The sequence below is a fragment of the Enterobacter sp. ECC-219 genome, assembly GCF_043966805.1.
Classification (GTDB): Bacteria; Pseudomonadota; Gammaproteobacteria; order Enterobacterales; family Enterobacteriaceae; genus Enterobacter; species Enterobacter cloacae_N.
On the sequence record NZ_CP143680.1, the window covers coordinates 2,524,129 to 2,542,672 of the forward strand.

At 54.6% G+C, this 18,544-nt stretch carries 20 protein-coding genes; 18 read left to right on the forward strand and 2 right to left on the reverse strand.

Annotation, left to right across the window (positions count from 1 at the left end; all coding sequences use genetic code 11):
* Position 1 precedes the first annotated feature (1 nt).
* From fabG to ptsG, 9 genes are all read left to right on the forward strand, one after another.
* Positions 2-736, forward strand: a complete 735-nt coding sequence (fabG, locus tag V1603_RS11885) for a 3-oxoacyl-ACP reductase FabG (RefSeq protein ID WP_080327518.1) — start codon at positions 2-4, stop codon at positions 734-736.
* Positions 737-890: 154 nt separating this feature from the next.
* Positions 891-1,127 (forward strand): acyl carrier protein, encoded by a 237-nt coding sequence (acpP, locus tag V1603_RS11890; RefSeq protein ID WP_003857954.1) that lies wholly within the window; start codon positions 891-893, stop codon positions 1,125-1,127.
* 91 nt (positions 1,128-1,218) lie between these two features.
* Entirely contained in the window at positions 1,219-2,460 is a 1,242-nt protein-coding gene (gene fabF / locus V1603_RS11895) for a beta-ketoacyl-ACP synthase II (protein ID WP_045630098.1), read from the forward strand.
* A 121-nt stretch (positions 2,461-2,581) separates the two neighbouring features.
* Positions 2,582-3,391, forward strand: coding sequence for an aminodeoxychorismate lyase (gene pabC, locus V1603_RS11900; protein ID WP_116340662.1), 810 nt, complete (start codon positions 2,582-2,584; stop codon positions 3,389-3,391).
* A 2-nt stretch (positions 3,392-3,393) separates the two neighbouring features.
* The gene (yceG, locus tag V1603_RS11905; protein ID WP_116340660.1) at positions 3,394-4,416 is read left to right on the forward strand and encodes a cell division protein YceG; all 1,023 of its coding nucleotides are present in this window, start codon (positions 3,394-3,396) and stop codon (positions 4,414-4,416) included.
* Positions 4,406-5,047: a dTMP kinase gene (gene tmk / locus V1603_RS11910; protein WP_116340658.1), complete on the forward strand. Its 642-nt coding sequence runs from the start codon at positions 4,406-4,408 to the stop codon at positions 5,045-5,047. Before yceG ends, tmk begins: the two co-directional genes overlap by 11 nt.
* A complete protein-coding gene (gene holB, locus V1603_RS11915) occupies positions 5,044-6,048 on the forward strand; it encodes a DNA polymerase III subunit delta' (protein ID WP_395312683.1) in 1,005 nt (334 codons plus the stop codon). The genes tmk and holB overlap by 4 nt, the downstream gene beginning before the upstream one ends.
* Positions 6,049-6,058: 10 nt before the next feature.
* Complete coding sequence (locus V1603_RS11920) at positions 6,059-6,853, forward strand: metal-dependent hydrolase (protein WP_116340654.1); 795 nt, start codon at positions 6,059-6,061, stop codon at positions 6,851-6,853.
* Between the two features lie 297 nt (positions 6,854-7,150).
* Positions 7,151-8,584, forward strand: coding sequence for a PTS glucose transporter subunit IIBC (gene ptsG, locus V1603_RS11925; RefSeq protein WP_028012724.1), 1,434 nt, complete (start codon positions 7,151-7,153; stop codon positions 8,582-8,584).
* An 83-nt stretch (positions 8,585-8,667) separates the two neighbouring features.
* Here ptsG and fhuE read toward each other — a convergent pair whose 3' ends face one another.
* Positions 8,668-10,857 carry a ferric-rhodotorulic acid/ferric-coprogen receptor FhuE gene (gene fhuE / locus V1603_RS11930; RefSeq protein WP_395312684.1) on the reverse strand — a complete coding sequence of 730 codons (2,190 nt, stop codon included), beginning with the start codon at positions 10,855-10,857 and terminating at the stop codon, positions 8,668-8,670.
* Between the two features lie 351 nt (positions 10,858-11,208).
* Between fhuE and hinT the strand changes: the two genes are divergently transcribed.
* The 8 genes from hinT to V1603_RS11970 all read left to right on the forward strand — a co-directional run bounded on the left by hinT (position 11,209) and on the right by V1603_RS11970 (position 17,296).
* A complete protein-coding gene (hinT, locus tag V1603_RS11935; RefSeq protein ID WP_006809243.1) occupies positions 11,209-11,568 on the forward strand; it encodes a purine nucleoside phosphoramidase in 360 nt (119 codons plus the stop codon).
* 1 nt (position 11,569) lies between these two features.
* The gene (locus V1603_RS11940; RefSeq protein ID WP_163328765.1) at positions 11,570-11,944 is read left to right on the forward strand and encodes a YcfL family protein; all 375 of its coding nucleotides are present in this window, start codon (positions 11,570-11,572) and stop codon (positions 11,942-11,944) included.
* A gap of 13 nt (positions 11,945-11,957) precedes the next feature.
* Positions 11,958-12,602 carry a penicillin-binding protein activator LpoB gene (gene lpoB, locus V1603_RS11945; RefSeq protein ID WP_166712682.1) on the forward strand — a complete coding sequence of 215 codons (645 nt, stop codon included), beginning with the start codon at positions 11,958-11,960 and terminating at the stop codon, positions 12,600-12,602.
* Positions 12,583-13,407 (forward strand): thiamine kinase, encoded by an 825-nt coding sequence (gene thiK / locus V1603_RS11950; RefSeq protein ID WP_116340647.1) that lies wholly within the window; start codon positions 12,583-12,585, stop codon positions 13,405-13,407. Before lpoB ends, thiK begins: the two co-directional genes overlap by 20 nt.
* 11 nt (positions 13,408-13,418) lie before the next feature.
* Positions 13,419-14,444, forward strand: coding sequence for a beta-N-acetylhexosaminidase (gene nagZ / locus V1603_RS11955; protein ID WP_163329602.1), 1,026 nt, complete (start codon positions 13,419-13,421; stop codon positions 14,442-14,444).
* Positions 14,445-14,478: 34 nt separating this feature from the next.
* Positions 14,479-15,021 (forward strand): alpha/beta hydrolase YcfP, encoded by a 543-nt coding sequence (gene ycfP, locus V1603_RS11960; protein WP_008500781.1) that lies wholly within the window; start codon positions 14,479-14,481, stop codon positions 15,019-15,021.
* A 237-nt stretch (positions 15,022-15,258) separates the two neighbouring features.
* Complete coding sequence (locus tag V1603_RS11965) at positions 15,259-16,563, forward strand: NAD(P)/FAD-dependent oxidoreductase (RefSeq protein WP_233002362.1); 1,305 nt, start codon at positions 15,259-15,261, stop codon at positions 16,561-16,563.
* 193 nt (positions 16,564-16,756) lie between these two features.
* Positions 16,757-17,296: a glycine zipper 2TM domain-containing protein gene (locus V1603_RS11970; RefSeq protein WP_028012731.1), complete on the forward strand. Its 540-nt coding sequence runs from the start codon at positions 16,757-16,759 to the stop codon at positions 17,294-17,296.
* Positions 17,297-17,352: 56 nt separating this feature from the next.
* Here the strand turns inward: V1603_RS11970 and V1603_RS11975 are convergent, their stop codons facing one another.
* Positions 17,353-17,988 carry a TetR/AcrR family transcriptional regulator gene (locus tag V1603_RS11975; protein ID WP_116340641.1) on the reverse strand — a complete coding sequence of 212 codons (636 nt, stop codon included), beginning with the start codon at positions 17,986-17,988 and terminating at the stop codon, positions 17,353-17,355.
* A 244-nt stretch (positions 17,989-18,232) separates the two neighbouring features.
* On the opposite strand from V1603_RS11975, the gene bhsA reads away from it, so the two are divergent.
* Positions 18,233-18,490, forward strand: a complete 258-nt coding sequence (bhsA, locus tag V1603_RS11980) for a multiple stress resistance protein BhsA (protein ID WP_023332711.1) — start codon at positions 18,233-18,235, stop codon at positions 18,488-18,490.
* Positions 18,491-18,544: the final 54 nt, after the last annotated feature.

The window sequence follows — 18,544 nt, forward strand, 5'->3', positions numbered from 1 at the left end:
CATGAGTTTTGAAGGAAAAATCGCCCTGGTGACTGGCGCAAGCCGCGGTATCGGGCGCGCAATTGCTGAAACACTGGTTGCGCGCGGCGCCAAGGTGATTGGTACAGCAACCAGCGAGAAGGGCGCTCAGGCCATAAGCGAGTATCTGGGTGCGAACGGTAAAGGTCTGGTACTGAATGTGACCGAACCTGCATCTATCGAATCTGTTCTGGAAAATATTCGCGCAGAGTTTGGCGAAGTGGATATTCTGGTCAATAATGCCGGGATCACACGCGACAACCTTCTGATGCGAATGAAAGATGATGAGTGGAACGATATTATCGAAACCAACCTGTCATCTGTATTCCGTCTGTCAAAAGCGGTAATGCGCGCTATGATGAAAAAGCGTCATGGTCGTATTATCACTGTTGGTTCTGTGGTTGGTACCATGGGAAATGCTGGTCAGGCTAACTACGCTGCGGCGAAAGCGGGTCTGATTGGTTTCAGTAAGTCGCTGGCGCGTGAAGTCGCGTCCCGCGGTATTACTGTAAACGTTGTTGCTCCGGGCTTTATTGAAACGGACATGACGCGTGCGCTGACTGATGATCAGCGTGCGGGTACGCTGGCGGCAGTTCCGGCGGGTCGTCTTGGCGACCCTAAAGAAATCGCCAGTGCGGTTGCATTTTTAGCCTCTGACGAAGCGGGTTACATCACTGGTGAGACCCTCCACGTCAACGGCGGGATGTACATGGTTTAATCACGATCGAAAATATTTGCGTTATTAGGGCAAATGGCCTCAAAATAACGTAAAATCGTGGTAAGACCTGCCGGGATTTAGTTGCAAATTTTTCAACATTTTATACACTACGAAAACCATCGCGAAAGCGAGTTTTGATAGGAAATTTAAGAGTATGAGCACTATCGAAGAACGCGTTAAGAAAATTATCGGCGAACAGCTGGGCGTTAAGCAGGAAGAAGTTGTGAACTCCGCTTCCTTCGTTGAAGACCTGGGCGCAGATTCTCTTGACACCGTTGAGCTGGTAATGGCTCTGGAAGAAGAGTTTGATACTGAGATTCCGGACGAAGAAGCTGAGAAAATCACCACCGTTCAGGCTGCCATTGATTACATCAACGGCCACCAGGCGTAAGTGAACATCTCCAGGCGGTCATTCGACCGCCTGAGTTTTATCTTTTTTAGTCCCACGAATCTCTTTTTTTATCCCTCCCTGGAGGACAAACGTGTCTAAGCGTCGTGTAGTTGTGACCGGACTTGGCATGTTGTCTCCTGTCGGCAATACCGTAGAGTCCACCTGGAAAGCTCTCCTTGCCGGTCAGAGCGGCATCAGCCTAATCGACCATTTCGATACTAGCGCCTATGCAACGAAATTTGCTGGCTTAGTAAAGGATTTTAACTGTGAAGAGATCATCTCGCGCAAAGAACAGCGCAAGATGGATGCCTTCATTCAATATGGAATTGTCGCTGGCGTTCAGGCCATGCAGGATTCTGGCCTTGAGATTACGGAAGAGAACGCAACCCGTATCGGCGCTGCTATCGGCTCCGGGATTGGCGGTCTTGGCCTGATTGAGGAAAACCATACATCACTGATGAATGGCGGACCGCGTAAGATCAGCCCGTTCTTCGTTCCGTCCACGATTGTTAACATGGTGGCAGGTCACCTGACCATTATGTTCGGCCTGCGTGGGCCAAGCATTTCTATCGCTACCGCGTGTACGTCTGGCGTGCATAACATCGGCCAGGCCGCGCGTATTATTGCGTACGGCGATGCAGATGCTATGGTTGCGGGCGGTGCTGAAAAAGCCAGTACCCCATTGGGTGTCGGTGGTTTCGGCGCGGCGCGTGCGCTCTCTACCCGTAACGATAACCCTCAGGCGGCGAGCCGTCCGTGGGATAAAGACCGCGATGGTTTCGTGCTGGGTGACGGCGCAGGTATGCTCGTGCTGGAAGAGTACGAACATGCGAAAAAACGTGGCGCAAAAATTTATGCTGAAGTCGTTGGCTTCGGTATGAGCAGCGATGCTTACCACATGACGTCTCCTCCGGAGAACGGCGCGGGCGCTGCGCTGGCGATGGAAAACGCGATCCGTGATGCGGGTATTACCCCGGCGCAGATTGGCTACGTTAACGCGCACGGCACTTCTACGCCGGCAGGCGACAAAGCAGAAGCTCAGGCGGTTAAGTCTATCTTCGGCGAGGCTGCCAGCCGCGTAATGGTCAGCTCCACGAAATCCATGACCGGTCACCTGTTGGGTGCGGCGGGTGCAGTAGAGTCTATTTACTCTATCCTTGCGCTGCGCGATCAGGCTGTTCCGCCAACCATCAACCTGGATAACCCGGATGAAGGTTGCGATCTGGACTTCGTTCCGCACGAAGCGCGCCAGGTTAGCGGTATGGAGTACACCCTGTGTAACTCCTTCGGCTTTGGCGGCACGAATGGTTCTCTGATCTTCAAAAAGGTCTGAGCCTGACTGCCCGAAAGCTATAAAAAAAGGTCCGCTTGCCGGGCCTTTTTTATTAGGGAAAATCCCCTTGTCCGGCTTATAACATACTGCCAGACTGAGCCTCCACGCATAAGGAGCCACCATGTTTTTAATTAATGGCCTTGAGCAAGAAACGCTGCCGGCAAGCGACAGGGCAATTCAGTTTGGCGATGGCTGTTTCACCACTGCGCGTATTCTTGACGGTGAGGTATGTCTGTCTGACGCCCACATTCGTCGTTTACAAAAAGCCTGCGAGAAATTGCTGATTCCCTTCATCCAGTGGGACATTCTCGAACGCGAGATGCGTCGGCTGGCGTCAGGCAAAACAAGCGGCGTCTTAAAAGTTATCATCAGCCGCGGCAGTGGCGGGCGAGGGTACAGCGGGTCCGCCTGTCAGCATCCCACGCGTATTCTTTCTGTTTCAGCTTATCCCGCTCACTATGCGCGCTGGCGTGAGGAGGGGGTGACGCTGACGCTGAGCCCGGTACGCCTGGGGCGAAACCCGATGCTCGCCGGAATAAAACATCTTAATCGCCTTGAACAGGTACTTATTCGTACTCATCTTGAACAGACGGACGCCGATGAGGCGCTAGTTCTTGACAGCGAAGGGTTCATTACGGAATGCTGTGCGGCTAATTTATTCTGGCGGAAGGGCCGCGACGTATTCACGCCTTCGCTGGAACAGGCTGGGGTTAACGGCATAATGCGCCAGTTTTGTTTGCAACAGCTGGCACGTGCGGGCTTTAACGGTGTCGAAGTATACGCAAAGGAAGAGGCGCTGCTGACCGCCGATGAGGTCGTTATCTGCAATGCGTTGATGCCTGTTATACCCGTCCGGGCGTATGGGCAACAACGCTGGTCTTCGCGCGAGCTGTTTACGTTTTTAGCCCCGATATGTGAGCAAATCAGATAGTCATGAAGAAAATGTTGCGCTTTGTCCTTCTCCTGATCGTTGCGCTGGGTATCGCCGGCGGAGCGGGAGTATGGAAGGTTCGCCAGCTGGCGGACAGTAAAATCCTGATTAAAGACGAGACGATTTTTACCCTGAAAGCAGGTACCGGGCGGATGGCGCTGGGCGAGCAGCTTTACGGGGATAAAATCATCAACCGTCCACGCGTGTTCCAGTGGTTATTGCGTATTGAGCCTGAACTGTCTCACTTCAAGGCTGGCACCTATCGCTTTACGCCCGGCATGACCGTCAGAGAGATGCTACAGCTGCTGGAAAGTGGTAAAGAGGCACAGTTCCCGCTGCGTTTTGTCGAAGGGATGCGCCTGAGCGATTACCTTAAACAATTACGTGATGCGCCTTACATCAAGCATACGCTCAAAGATGACCGTTACGAGACGGTCGCCGAGGTGCTGAAATTTGAACATCCTGAGTGGGTAGAAGGCTGGTTCTGGCCTGACACCTGGATGTATACGGCAGGCACGACCGATGTGGCGATTCTTAAACGGGCACACAAAAAGATGGTTGCGGCGGTTGATTCCGCCTGGGAAGGGCGCATGGACGGGCTGCCTTATCAAGATCAAAACCAGTTTGTGACAATGGCCTCGATCATCGAGAAAGAGACTGCCGTTGCTGCCGAGCGCGATCGTGTCGCTTCGGTATTCATCAACCGTCTGCGAATCGGCATGCGTCTGCAAACCGACCCGACCGTCATCTACGGCATGGGCGAGAGCTACGCCGGCAAGATCTCCAGAAAAGATCTGGAAACGCCAACGGCGTATAATACCTACGTGATTAACGGTTTACCGCCGGGCCCGATAGCCACGCCGAGCGAGGCTTCGCTCAAAGCCGCCGCGCACCCGGCCAAAACTCCGTACCTCTATTTTGTGGCTGATGGAAAAGGGGGGCACACCTTTAACACCAACCTTGCCAGCCATAATCGCTCTGTTCAGGACTATCTGAAGGCACTTAAGGAAAAAAATGCGCAGTAAATACATTGTCATTGAGGGACTCGAAGGGGCGGGTAAAACCACAGCCCGCAACGTGGTGGTCGATACGCTGAAATCGCTCGGCATTTCCGACATGGTTTTCACCCGCGAGCCGGGCGGTACTCAGCTGGCGGAGAAACTGCGTAGCCTGGTGCTGGACATTAAATCCGTTGGCGACGAAGTTATCACTGACAAAGCCGAAGTGCTGATGTTTTACGCGGCCCGCGTCCAGCTGGTTGAGACCGTTATTAAACCTGCTCTGGCCGAAGGCAAGTGGGTGATTGGCGACCGTCACGATCTGTCGACTCAGGCCTATCAGGGCGGTGGGCGCGGTATTGACCAGACGATGCTGGCAACCCTGCGTGATGCCGTACTGGGGGATTTTCGCCCGGACCTGACGCTCTATCTGGATGTGACCCCGGAAGTGGGCCTCAAACGCGCCCGCGCGCGCGGCGAACTGGATCGCATTGAACAGGAGTCTTTTGACTTCTTTAACCGCACGCGCGCACGTTATCTTGAACTGGCCGCACAGGACAGCGCAATTCGTACCATTGATGCAACGCAATCTCTGGAAAACGTGACGCGAGATATTCGGCAGACCGTTACGCAGTGGCTACAGGAGCAGCAGGCATGAAATGGTATCCATGGTTGCGCCCGCACTTTGAACAGCTCATCGGCAGCTATCAGGCCGGGCGGGGGCATCATGCGCTACTGATTCAGGCGTTGCCGGGAATGGGGGATGATGCATTGATCTACGCCATCACCCGCTTCCTGATGTGCCAGCAGCCGGAAGGGCACAAAAGCTGCGGTAAATGCCGCGGCTGCCAGCTGATGCAGGCGGGCACGCATCCTGACTACTATACGCTTGAGCCTGAGAAGGGCAAAAGCGCGCTCGGTATTGATGCCGTGCGTGAAGTCAGCGAGAAACTGTATGAACATGCGCGACTGGGCGGGGCGAAGGTTGTCTGGCTCAACGACGCTGCGCTGCTCACCGAGGCGGCGGCGAACGCTCTGCTTAAAACCCTGGAAGAGCCGCCGGAAAAAACGTGGTTCTTCCTCTCATGCCGGGATCCGGGACGATTGCTGGCGACGCTGCGCAGCCGTTGCCGCCTTCATCACCTGACGGTGCCCCAGGAATCGTGGGCGCTGAGCTGGCTGGAACGAGAGGTGACAACGTCACAGGAGAGCGCGCTGTCTGCGCTGCGCCTCAGCAGCGGCGCACCCGCGGCGGCGCTGGCGTTACTGCAGCCTGACGTCTGGTCGCAGCGAGAAGCGCTCTGCCGGGCCCTTGAGGCTTCACTTAACACCCAGGACTGGCTGGGTTTACTGCCTGCACTGAATAGCGATCGGGCCGTTGAGCGTCTGCACTGGCTGGCCTCCCTGCTTCTGGATGCGCTAAAAATCCAGCAAGGGGCAACGCTTCTGACTAACCCGGACGCGTGGCACCTGGTGAACATGCTGGCGAGCCGCCTTACAGGCGCGTCTCTGCACGCTATCCTTCATGATGTTTGCGAGAGCCGCGAACAGCTTTTAACCGTGACGGGTCTTAATCGCGAGCTTTTGCTGACAGACCAGCTGTTGCGTATCGAACATTACCTGCAACCAGGCGTTACGCCGCCTGTTTCCCATCTCTGAGAGAGACATTATGTTTTTAGTCGACTCACACTGCCATCTTGATGGCCTGGATTATCAATCCCTGCACAACGACGTGGATGACGTGCTGGCGAAAGCCGCTGCCCGCGATGTGAAATTTTGTCTTGCGGTGGCGACGACGCTGCCGGGGTATCGCTCAATGCGTGAGCTGGTGGGCGTTCGCGATAACGTGGTGTTCTCCTGCGGCGTTCATCCGCTGAACCAGGATGAAGAGTATGACGTAGAAGATCTGCGCCGACTGGCAGCAGAAGAGGGCGTCGTGGCGATGGGTGAAACCGGGCTGGATTATTTTTACACGCCGGAAACGAAACCGCGTCAGCAGGCGTCCTTCCGCAACCATATCCGCATTGGCCGCGAACTGAACAAGCCCGTCATCGTGCATACCCGCGACGCGCGCGCCGATACGCTGGCGATCCTCCGGGAAGAAAACGTGACGGATTGCGGTGGCGTACTACACTGTTTCACAGAAGACAGAGAAACGGCGGGTAAACTGCTTGATTTGGGGTTTTATATTTCGTTTTCCGGGATCGTGACGTTCCGTAACGCTGAGCAACTCCGTGATGCTGCGCGTTATGTTCCGCTCGATCGCATTCTGGTGGAAACAGACTCTCCGTATCTGGCGCCGGTACCACATCGCGGTAAAGAGAACCAGCCGGCCATGACGCGAGACGTAGCGGAGTACATGGCCGTGCTTAAAGGCGTCAGTATCGAAGAACTGGCCCGCGTCACGACGCAAAACTTCTCTGCGCTGTTCCATATTGACCCCGCCCGCCTGCAATCCGTCTGATAAGCCTGTTTTTTTTAGGCTCGTAATTAATAAATAAAACGAGTAAAGTTCACCGCCTCATTTGGGGCGGTAACGGTCTTCTTAGAAACATCCAGACATGCTTTTTGTAAATTACTGAAAGTTTTTCGACCGCCTTAAGCTGAAACGTGATAGCCGTCAAACAAACTCAGAGGGAATTATTTTACTCTGTGTAATAAATAAAGGGCGCTTAGATGTCCTGTCCACGGCACGGTACTCCCCCCGGGCCAATGCGTGAAAGCGTAAAAAAAGCACAAATACTCAGGAGCACTCTCAATTATGTTTAAGAATGCATTTGCTAACCTGCAAAAGGTCGGTAAATCGCTGATGCTGCCAGTATCCGTACTGCCTATCGCAGGTATCCTGCTGGGTGTCGGTTCTGCTAACTTCAGCTGGCTGCCAGCCGTAGTTTCCCATGTGATGGCTGAAGCAGGCGGTTCCGTCTTTGCTAATATGCCTCTGATCTTCGCTATCGGTGTTGCGCTGGGCTTCACCAATAACGACGGCGTTTCTGCGCTGGCTGCAGTGGTTGCTTACGGCATTATGGTGAAAACCATGGCCGTGGTTGCGCCACTGGTTCTGCATTTACCGGCAGAAGAGATTGCCGCGAAACACCTGGCAGATACTGGTGTTCTGGGCGGTATCATCTCCGGTGCGATTGCAGCGTATATGTTCAACCGCTTCTATCGCATCAAGCTGCCTGAGTATCTGGGCTTCTTCGCGGGCAAGCGTTTTGTTCCGATCATCTCTGGTCTGGCAGCGATTTTCACTGGCGTGATCCTGTCCTTCATCTGGCCACCAATCGGTTCCGCGATCCAGACCTTCTCTCAGTGGGCTGCTTACCAGAACCCGGTTGTCGCGTTCGGTATCTACGGCTTCATCGAGCGTTGCCTGGTGCCATTCGGTCTGCACCACATCTGGAACGTTCCATTCCAGATGCAGATTGGTGAATTCACCAACGCAGCGGGTCAGGTGTTCCACGGCGATATCCCACGTTACATGGCGGGTGACCCAACTGCAGGCAAACTGTCTGGTGGCTTCCTGTTCAAAATGTACGGCCTGCCGGCTGCTGCGATTGCTATCTGGCACTCTGCTAAGCCAGAAAACCGTGCAAAAGTGGGCGGTATCATGATCTCCGCAGCGCTGACCTCGTTCCTGACCGGTATCACCGAGCCGATCGAGTTCTCCTTCATGTTCGTTGCGCCGATCCTGTACATCATCCACGCTGTACTGGCTGGCCTGGCGTTCCCAATCTGTATCCTGCTGGGTATGCGTGACGGTACGTCCTTCTCTCACGGCCTGATCGACTTCATCGTTCTGTCCGGTAACAGCAGCAAGCTGTGGCTGTTCCCAATCGTGGGTGCGTGCTATGCCGTTGTTTACTACACCATCTTCCGCGTGCTGATCAAAGCACTGGACCTGAAAACTCCGGGTCGTGAAGATGCAACAGAAGACAGCAAAGCAGGTGCGACCAGCGAAATGGCTCCGGCACTGGTTGCCGCGTTCGGCGGTAAAGAGAACATCACTAACCTGGACGCGTGCATCACTCGTCTGCGTGTGAGCGTTGCTGACGTTGCGAAAGTAGACCAGCCGGGTCTGAAAAAACTGGGCGCAGCAGGCGTGGTTGTTGCAGGTTCGGGCGTTCAGGCAATCTTCGGGACCAAATCCGATAACCTGAAAACCGAAATGGATGAGTACATCCGCAACAGCTAAGCTGTGACCTGGGGAGACTAAGGCAGCCGAATGGCTGCCTTTTTTATTGCTGTAGTTTGTTGTGCCAGGTGGCGGCTTAACGCTCAGAAGTCGTAGCTCGCGCTCAACGAGACGTTCAGCGGCGCGCCATAAACCACGTAAGAGCCGACATAGTCGTAATACTCTTTGTCAAACAGGTTGTTAACGTTCGCCTGAACAGCAAAATCTTTGGTCACCTGATAACGGCTGAACAGGTTAACCAGCCCGTAGCTGCCTTGCTCTGCGCGGGATTGTCCCGCCGGGCCACCGTCCACATCTGTCCACACTTTGTTCTGCCAGTTTACGCCACCGCCTACTGTCAGCGCTGGCAGCATTGGCAGTTGATAACGGGTAAACAGCTTCATTGTCGTGCGCGGCTGATCGGAACTGACAGCGTTGCCGTTCTTATCTTCCGCAATGTAGCGGGTTGCGCCGAACGTCAGCTGCCAGTTATCGGTCAGGGCGCCGTTTAGCTCGAACTCAATCCCTTTGCTGACCACGCCGTCCAGCGATTCATAAATCGACTCACCGCTCGGCATGTAGGTATAGGTGTTGCTCGCCACGTTATTCTGTTCAATGCGGAAAATCGCCAGCGAGGTGGTGAGGCGGGTATTGAACCAATCCGCTTTTACGCCGGCTTCATAGCTTTTGCCCGTCGTTGGATCGAGATAGCGTCCGCTGGCGTCACGCTTGTCCTGTGGCTGGAAGATGGAGGTATAGCTGACGTAGGTCGACCAGTCTTCGTTGATATCGTAGACCAGGCCCGCGTAAGGCGTTACGTCATCTTTGGTGCTTTCAAGACGGGTGTCAGGAGAGCCCGCCGGGTTATAGCGAATGTTGTAGTTGGTGTAGCGCGCCCCAAGGATCAGGTGCAGCGGGTCGGCCAGCGAGAAGCGGGCGGAAGTATAGGCCGATGACTGGCGGATGTCGTCCTGGCTGTAGAGCTTCCACGGCGTCCACTGCGGATCGGCGATATTCCCGTTCCAGTTTTTGAAATTCCCCACGTCAACCATGCCGTACAGCGCATCCGGCATTCTGTTGTCATAATGGTTGCGCTGTCGGCTGAAGCTGCCGCCAAACATCATCTCGTGCTGACGGCCGAAAAGATCGAAGCCGCCGCGCAGGAAGGCATCAACCGCATCCTGTTTGCGTTCACCTTTGTTCCAGCCGCCGTAGCCCACCATGCCCGCACCGGTCTGTTTATCGGGATAGCCGGACATATACATCAGCTTGCTGTCGAAGTTGGTCTCCGCGTGCATGCCGTTGACGTGCGCTTCCCAGCCGTTATCGAAACGCTGTGTCAGGTTAGCGAAGATGCGGGTGCTGTCCTTGTCCGAGTAGGCCCAGTCAGGCGCGACGGTCTGGCTACGGCTGTAATCGGTTTTACTGCCGTCGCTGTACCAGGTCGGCAGCCCGCCCCAGGTCGGATCGGCGGTGTGGCTTTCCTGATACTCATACCCCACTGAGAGGGTCGTGCTGTCGGTAACGTCAGCATCCATCACGCCGTAAAGGAACTTCTTCCGGTAGTGATAGTTGTCCACGAAGCTGTCGTTGTCCTGATAGCCCGTAATCAGGCGTCCCCGCACCTTCCCGGACTCTACCAGCGGTGCCTGCAGATCCAGCACGTAGCGCTGTTTGTCCCAACTGCCGTAGCTGGCGGAGACATTGCCTTTGAATTCATTGCTGTCTGCATGTTTGCGCACCATATTGACGTACGCCGCCGGGTTGCCGGTACCGGACATCAGCCCGGTTGCGCCGCGGACCACTTCGATACGGTTGTAAATCGCGGTATCGGCGGCAGTGTCGCCGAAGTTCCACACTTCGCTGATGGAGGTTGGCAGGTCGTCAAAGGCGTAGTTGCTGACGAAAAATCCGCGTGAATAAAATACGGTACGGTCGCTGTCCTGGACCTGCGCCGTTACGCCAGTCGTGTTGTTTAACACCTGGCCGATAGACTGCAGGTTCTGATCCGCCATGCGCTGTTGGCTAATGACGCTAACGGACTGCGGAATATCGCGGGGCACGAGGAGCAGTTTGGTCCCCGTGGTAGTGGTCTTTACGCTGTAATCCCGATCCTGCCCGCTGGAGGCATCCGGGACGCTATCGAAACCGCCATCAACCACAACGGTATCTTCGCCTGTGGAGGCGGCAAAACTCACGGCTGGCATCAATGCCATGGCAATACAGGCTGCCAGCAACGAAGGCGTTGCGACAGACTGACGTTGCCCATCCCTGGTGTGATGATTGAAAGACATTATCAAACCCTTAATGAACGGTGAAGGTTAGCTGCGTCAGTCCCGAAGACACGGTCTGACGTCGTTTTCTATGTTAAAAATGCGCATGAAAATGCAAATGCGAAATATACGCATTGCTATTAATGATGTAAACAGATGTGTCGAGCGGAACTGAAATAATGTTTCAGCTCGTTTAGACGCGCGAGCGGTCACTCTTCAGTCAGCTGATGAATATTCAACAAAGAATTCGGGGGAGGAGGTTGAAAGGACAGGAGAAACTCGCTCATACTCATGAATTGTGTCGCGCACTCATTCAGAGAGTGTGTTAACAGCGGACGCACCACGCCAGATTTAACAAAAAAGGAAAAGGTCATGGCCGAAGAAACGATTTTCAGTAAAATTATTCGCCGCGAAATCCCGTCGGATATCGTCTATCAGGATGAACTGGTAACGGCTTTCCGGGACATTTCCCCTCAGGCACCGACACACATCCTTATCATTCCCAATATTCTGATTCCGACCGTAAACGACGTAAAAACCGAGCATGAAGTGGCATTAGGTCGTATGCTGACGGTGGCTGCGAAAATTGCCGAGCAGGAAGGCATAGCGGAAGACGGCTATCGACTGATCATGAACTGTAATCGTCACGGCGGCCAGGAAGTTTATCATATTCACATGCATCTGCTGGGTGGACGTCCGCTGGGACCGATGCTGGCTCACAAAGGTCTGTAACATGTTTAAAGGGCGTATTGCAGCGCTGGTAATGACGATGATGATTGTAGGATGCAGCACGCGTCCGGCGATCCCCGTGAGCGATGAACAGACGCTGGTGATGGAATCCTCCGTGCTGGCCGCGGGCATTACGGCGCAACAGCCCGCGTTAACGATCAGTGAAATTAAGTCTTCTGCTTCCTCTGCGCTCTTTAACGAAAGAAATGAACCTGTAACGGTCCACTACCGTTTTTTCTGGTATGACGTAAGAGGTCTTGAGATGCATCCGCTGGAGGCGCCGCGCAGCGTCACCCTTCCGGCAAGGTCGTCGGTAACGCTCTATGACAGCGCCAGCTATCTGGGTGCGCATAAGGTGAGACTTTATCTTTATCTGTAAGGGGTGAACCTTGATTAAAAATTTGAGCCGTTATGCGCTCGTGACAGCTTTCGCTCTGTTCCTTGCAGGGTGTGTGACCCGTACTGAACAGCCTGCGCCCGTGGAAGAGGCTAAACCGGGTACTAAACAGCCGACGACGCCAACGCAGCCGCAGCCAACCGTGCCGTCGGTACCGTCGATTCCGTCCCAGCCTGGCCCGATTGAACATCCGGACCAGACGTCACAGCCTGCGCCGCGCGTGCGCCACTATGACTGGAACGGTGCGATGCAGCCGATGGTCGGCAAAATGCTGCAGGCTCAGGGCGTGACGGCAGGCAGCGTGCTGCTGGTCGATAGCGTGAACAACCGTACCAACGGTTCGCTGAACGCGGGCGAAGCGACAGAAACGCTGCGCAACGCTCTGGCAAACAACGGTAAGTTTACGCTGGTCTCTGCTCAGCAGCTCGCGGTAGCCAAACAGCAGCTGGGGTTGTCGCCGCAGGATAGTCTCGGCACCCGCAGCAAGGCGATTGGCATTGCCCGCAACGTTGGCGCACAGTATGTGCTGTACTCTAACGCGACCGGCAACGTGAATACCCCAGCCCTGCAAATGCAGCTGATGCTGGTTCAGACAGGCGAAATTATCTGGTCAGGTAAAGGTGCGGTTACGCAACAATGACAGCACGCGTGAAGACATTCTGACGCGCTTTTTTCCGCAGTACCGCCTTATCGCGCCGCAGGCCCACTCCGGGCTTGGCGGCGCGAGTTGCATTATAGCGCAGGGCGAGCACCGCCTGGTCTTGCGGCAGAATCACGATCCTTTCGCGCCCGCTTTCCATTTTCGCCGTCAGTTTCGCGCCCTCAGGCGTCTTCCGTCGGATCTCGTGCCGGAACCCCGTTTTTTCAGGCAGGGCTGGATGGCCGTCGACTACCTGGAGGGGGAGGTAAAAAGCGCGCTGCCGGACACGCAGGCGCTTGCGGCGATGCTGTATCATCTGCACCAGCAACAGCGTCTGGGATGGCGAATCACCTTACTTCCGCTGCTGGAAAACTACTGGCAGCAAGCCTCTCCAGCAAGACGTAACCCAGTGTGGCTTGCGCATCTCAAACGGCTGCGTAAAACGGGCGAGCCGCAACCGATTCGGCTCTCCCCGTTGCATATGGATGTGCATGCCGGGAACATCGTGCATACGCCACAGGGAGCCAGGCTTATCGACTGGGAATATGCCGGAGACGGCGATGTGGCGCTGGAGCTGGCCGCGGTCTGGACGGAAAGTGAAGCCGCGCGGCAGAAACTCATCACAGAGTATGCCAGAGTGGCGCACTTTGACGCCGATGCGCTGGCGCGCCAGGTAAGACGCTGGCGGCCATGGGTCATCATGCTGATGGCGGGCTGGTTTGAGATGCGTTTACAGCAGTCTGAAGATAAACAATTTATTGCGCTGGCAGACGATGCCTGGCGCCGGTTACAAACGAAAGGATAAGAGAGGTGAGTGTGGGTCCAGTCATGTTGGATGTTGAAGGGTTTGAGCTGGATGCGGAGGAGCGTGAAATTCTGGCGCATCCGCTGGTGGGTGGCCTGATCCTGTTTACCCGCAACTATCACGATCCGGCGCAGCTGCGTGAACTGGTGCGCCAGATCCGCGCCGCGTCGCGCAATCATCTGGTGGTGGCCGTCGATCAGGAAGGCGGTCGCGTGCAGCGTTTTCGCGACGGTTTTACCCGCCTGCCTGCAGCCCAGTCTTTTGCCGCGCTGCTCGGCATGGAAGAGGGGGCAAATCTGGCTCAGGAAGCCGGCTGGCTGATGGCCAGTGAAATGATTTCCATGGATATCGACATCAGCTTTGCACCGGTGCTGGACGTGGGACATATCAGCGCCGCGATTGGCGAGCGCTCCTACCATGAAGATCCGCGTATTGCGCTGGCCATGGCGACCCGCTTCATTGACGGCATGCACGATGCCGGGATGAAAACTACCGGGAAACACTTCCCGGGCCACGGGGCGGTAACGGCGGACTCGCATAAAGAGACCCCTCGCGATCCGCGCCCGGAAGCGGAGATCCGCGCGAAAGATATGTCGGTTTTTCAGTCGCTTATCACCGATAACAAGCTGGACGCCATCATGCCCGCGCACGTCATTTACAGCGACGTCGACCCGCGTCCGGCCAGCGGCTCTCCGCACTGGCTGAAGACCGTTCTGCGTCAGGAGCTGGGTTTCAACGGCGTGATTTTCTCTGACGATTTATCGATGGAAGGGGCGGCGATCATGGGCAGTTACGCTGAACGCGGTCAGGCGTCGCTGGATGCAGGTTGCGATATGATCCTGGTCTGCAATAATCGTAAAGGTGCCGTTAGCGTGCTGGATAACCTGTCGCCGATCAATGCCGAGCGTGTTACACAATTGTATCATAAAGGTTCATTTAGCCGTCAGGAGCTGATGGATTCGGCGCGCTGGAAGACGGTCAACGCCCGGCTTGAAGACCTGAACGAGCGCTGGCAGGCACATAAAGCCAGCCTGTAAACCCTCCCGGAAGGCGTAGCGTGGTGAGAAGACAATGATCATCTATTTACACGGTTTTGACTCAAACAGTCCTGGTAATCATGAGAAAGTGCTGCAGCTGCAGTTTATCGATCCTGATGTACGGTTGATCAGCTACAGCACGCGCCATCCAAAGCATGATATGCAGCATCTGCTCAAAGAGGTGGACAAAATGCTGCAGCTCAACGTTGACGACCGCCCGTTGATTTGCGGCGTGGGGCTGGGTGGCTACTGGGCGGAGCGGATTGGTTTCCTGTGCGACATCCGCCAGGTGGTCTTCAATCCTAACCTTTTCCCGAACGAGAACATGGAAGGCAAGATCGACCGCCCGGAAGAGTATGTCGATATTGCGACCAAATGCGTCAGCAATTTTCGGGAGAAGAACCGTGACCGCTGCCTGGTGATCCTGTCGCGTAATGATGAGGCTCTCAACAGCCACCGGGCTGCAGAACTCCTGCATCATTACTATGAGATAGTCTGGGACGAAGAGCAGACCCACAAGTTCAAAAACATCTCCCCGCACCTCCAGCGCATCAAAGCCTTTAAAACACTGGGCTAAACCACAGCCTGCCGCTTCAGAAACCCGGTCGCGAACGCGCACCGGGTTTCTTTTTGTCCAGAATTGTATACTTTTAAGCCATCAAAACTTGATGCATATCAATTTTGGTATGACCAATGCGCCTGACGTGTTATTCTCAATGCACCTGAATGGTTTCAGTGCTGTAACCTGTTGTTAATTAAGGGTTATTTTCATAACTTTTAATTAACAATTGGTTAATAATTTGAGGGGGTCACGTTGACTACGCCATTGAAAAAGATAGTGATTGTAGGCGGTGGTGCTGGCGGGCTGGAGCTGGCCACACAGTTAGGCAAGAAGCTGGGGCGCGGTAAAAAAGCCAAAATTACGCTGGTGGATCGTAACCACAGCCACCTGTGGAAACCGCTGCTGCATGAAGTGGCGACCGGTTCTCTGGATGAGGGCGTGGACGCGCTGAGCTATCTGGCGCACGCGCGCAACCATCATTTCCAGTTCCAGCTGGGCTCGGTGGTGGATATCAACCGCGAAAGCAAAACCATCACCCTGGCAGAGCTGCGTGATGATAAAGGCGAGCTGCTGGTTCCTGAGCGTAAACTGCCGTATGACACGCTGGTGATGGCGCTCGGCAGTACCTCCAACGACTTCAACACGCCGGGCGTGAAAGAGCACTGTATCTTCCTCGATAACCCGCACCAGGCGCGTCGTTTCCATCAGGAAATGCTGAACCTGTTCCTGAAGTACACCAGTAACATGGGTGCGAACGGCAAGGTTAACATTGCCATTGTCGGCGGCGGCGCGACGGGCGTAGAGCTGTCCGCGGAGCTGCACAATGCGGTGAAACAGCTGCACAGCTACGGTTACAAAGGGTTAACTAACGAAGCGCTGAACGTGACGCTGGTTGAAGCGGGTGAGCGTATTCTGCCTGCGCTGCCTCCGCGCATTTCCGGCGCGGCGCACAATGAACTGACGAAACTGGGCGTGCGGGTGCTGACACAGACCATGGTAACCAGCGCCGACGAAGGCGGCCTGCACACCAAAGACGGCGAGTACATCAAAGCGGATCTGATGGTCTGGGCGGCAGGTATCAAAGCGCCTGACTTTATGAAAGAGATCGGCGGTCTGGAGACGAACCGCATTAACCAGCTGGTTACGGAGCCAACGCTGCAAACCACGCGTGACCCTGATATTTTTGCTATTGGTGACTGTGCCTCCTGCGCGCGTCCTGAAGGGGGCTTCGTGCCGCCGCGTGCTCAGGCCGCTCACCAGATGGCAAGCCTGGTGCTGCACAATATTCTGGCGCAGTACAAAGGTAAGCCAATGAAGGCGTATATCTATAAAGACCACGGTTCCCTGGTATCGCTGTCAAACTTCTCTACCGTCGGTAGCCTGATGGGTAACCTGATGCGTGGCTCGATGATGGTGGAAGGGCGCATTGCACGCTTCGTGTATATCTCCCTGTACCGTATGCACCAGATCGCGCTGCACGGCTACTTTAAAACGGGCCTGATGATGCTGGTGGGCAGAATCAACCGCGTCATTCGTCCGCGTCTGAAGCTGCACTAATCTTTCACTCCCTCCGGGCCCTCCGGGGGGAGTTTTTAGCATATCATGCTGCTCGTCGTGGATTAGGGACTTAAGAGTTCTCCTAAACACGATATATCTCTCCCCGATGTCCCCTTTTTGAGCCTTTGTCTTATTGGCGAAGCCGCGCCTCCATTGCAGAATTGTTACCAATAGCAACAAAGGAGGAAGTCCCGTGAATAAATCAATGTTGGCGGGTATAGGGATTGGTGTCGCAGCTGCGTTAGGTGTGGCAGCTGTTGCCAGTCTCAACGTTTTAGATCGCGGCCCGCAGTACGCGCAGGTGGTTTCCGCAACGCCTATTAAAGAAACCGTAAAAACCCCTCGTCAGGAGTGTCGTAACGTCTCCGTAACCCATCGTCGTCCGGTACAGGATGAAAACCGTATTGCCGGCTCTGTTCTCGGTGCGGTAGCGGGTGGGGTGATTGGTCACCAGTTCGGCGGCGGCCGGGGCAAAGATGTGGCGACCGTGGTCGGCGCGCTGGGTGGCGGCTATGCCGGTAACCAGGTGCAGGGCGCGATGCAGGATAATGATACCTACACTACGACTCAGCAGCGCTGCAAAACCGTCTATGACAAGTCGGAGAAAATGCTGGGTTATGACGTGACGTATAAAATTGGCGATCAGCAGGGCAAAATCCGCATGGATAAAGACCCGGGTACCCAAATTCCACTTGATGGAAATGGTCAGCTGGTACTGAACAACAAAGCGTAAAAAAGATGTTCTCTGAATTTAGCTCCTCATGCGCTCAGGCTGAGGAGCTTTTTTTTTCAGATTTTCAGTAGCTCAGGCCACAGCCGCAGCGTGGTGTCGCTAATATTCTGCAGCTTTTCCAGCGTCGCCCCTTCACGGGCGCTGATCGACATCCCCTGCAAAATACAGCTCAGGTATTGCGCCAACAGCTGAGGATTGCATTGCGCAGGGATTTCACCGCGCTGCTGGCGCTGAGCCAGAAATGCGCTGAGCGTCTCTTCCTGCATTGCATGACGCGATTTCACCGTATTGGCGATCTCTTTCGACGCCGCCGCCAGGGTGGCAGAGGTGTTAATCATAAAGCAGCCCGCGGGCGTCTCTTTACTGGTGAAACAGGTGGCAACGGCGGTGAAGTAATCCCGTAGTGCCTGTTCAACGCTTTTCTCTTCACAAAATAGCTGCGCTTCGTGTTTCGCCGCAAAGCGCGAAATGTACCTGTCCAGCACCGCCCTGAACAGCCCCTCTTTATTGGTAAATTCAGCATAAAGCGTCGGCGCTTTGGCTCCGGTGGCTTCTACCAGATCGGAAAGCGAGGTCGCTTCATACCCATGTTGCCAGAAGAGAGTCATGGCCTTATCAAGCGCTGCATCCCTGTCAAACACTTTTGGTCGGCCACGGCTTTTCTTCGCACAACTCGTGACGTCGGTTGTCATTTGCCGTTGGTCCTCTGTTGGTTTGTTGAATGACCATTATAAAAATAAACGCTACCCACCACCAGTGCAGAATGCTTAAAAATAAATTAATCATATATGTATGAAAAATAACGACTTTAAAATTTAATTAATGCTCGTTATAAAAATATGTTGACGCGTGAGCTGGATCACACTTATGATTTACCTATCGATCGTTAACTAAATAGATAACGACCTCCAAATTCATCTGCCATAGGTAAACATTATGAAAAACGTAAAAACCCTCATCGCTGCTGCTGTCCTGAGTTCACTCTCTTTCGCAAGCTTTGCTGCTGTACAGGTACAATCCACTCCAGCCGATCAGCATAAAGTCGGGACGATCTCTGCGTCTGCCGGGACTAACCTGGGCTCACTGGAAGATCAGCTGGCGCAAAAAGCGGAAGCAATGGGTGCAAAATCTTACCGCATCACTTCTGTGACCGGTCCTAACACCCTGCACGGCACCGCTGTAATCTACAAATAAGCCGGGCATAAACCCTCATTTATGCCACTGCAATAAAAAACGCCCTGCTCAGCA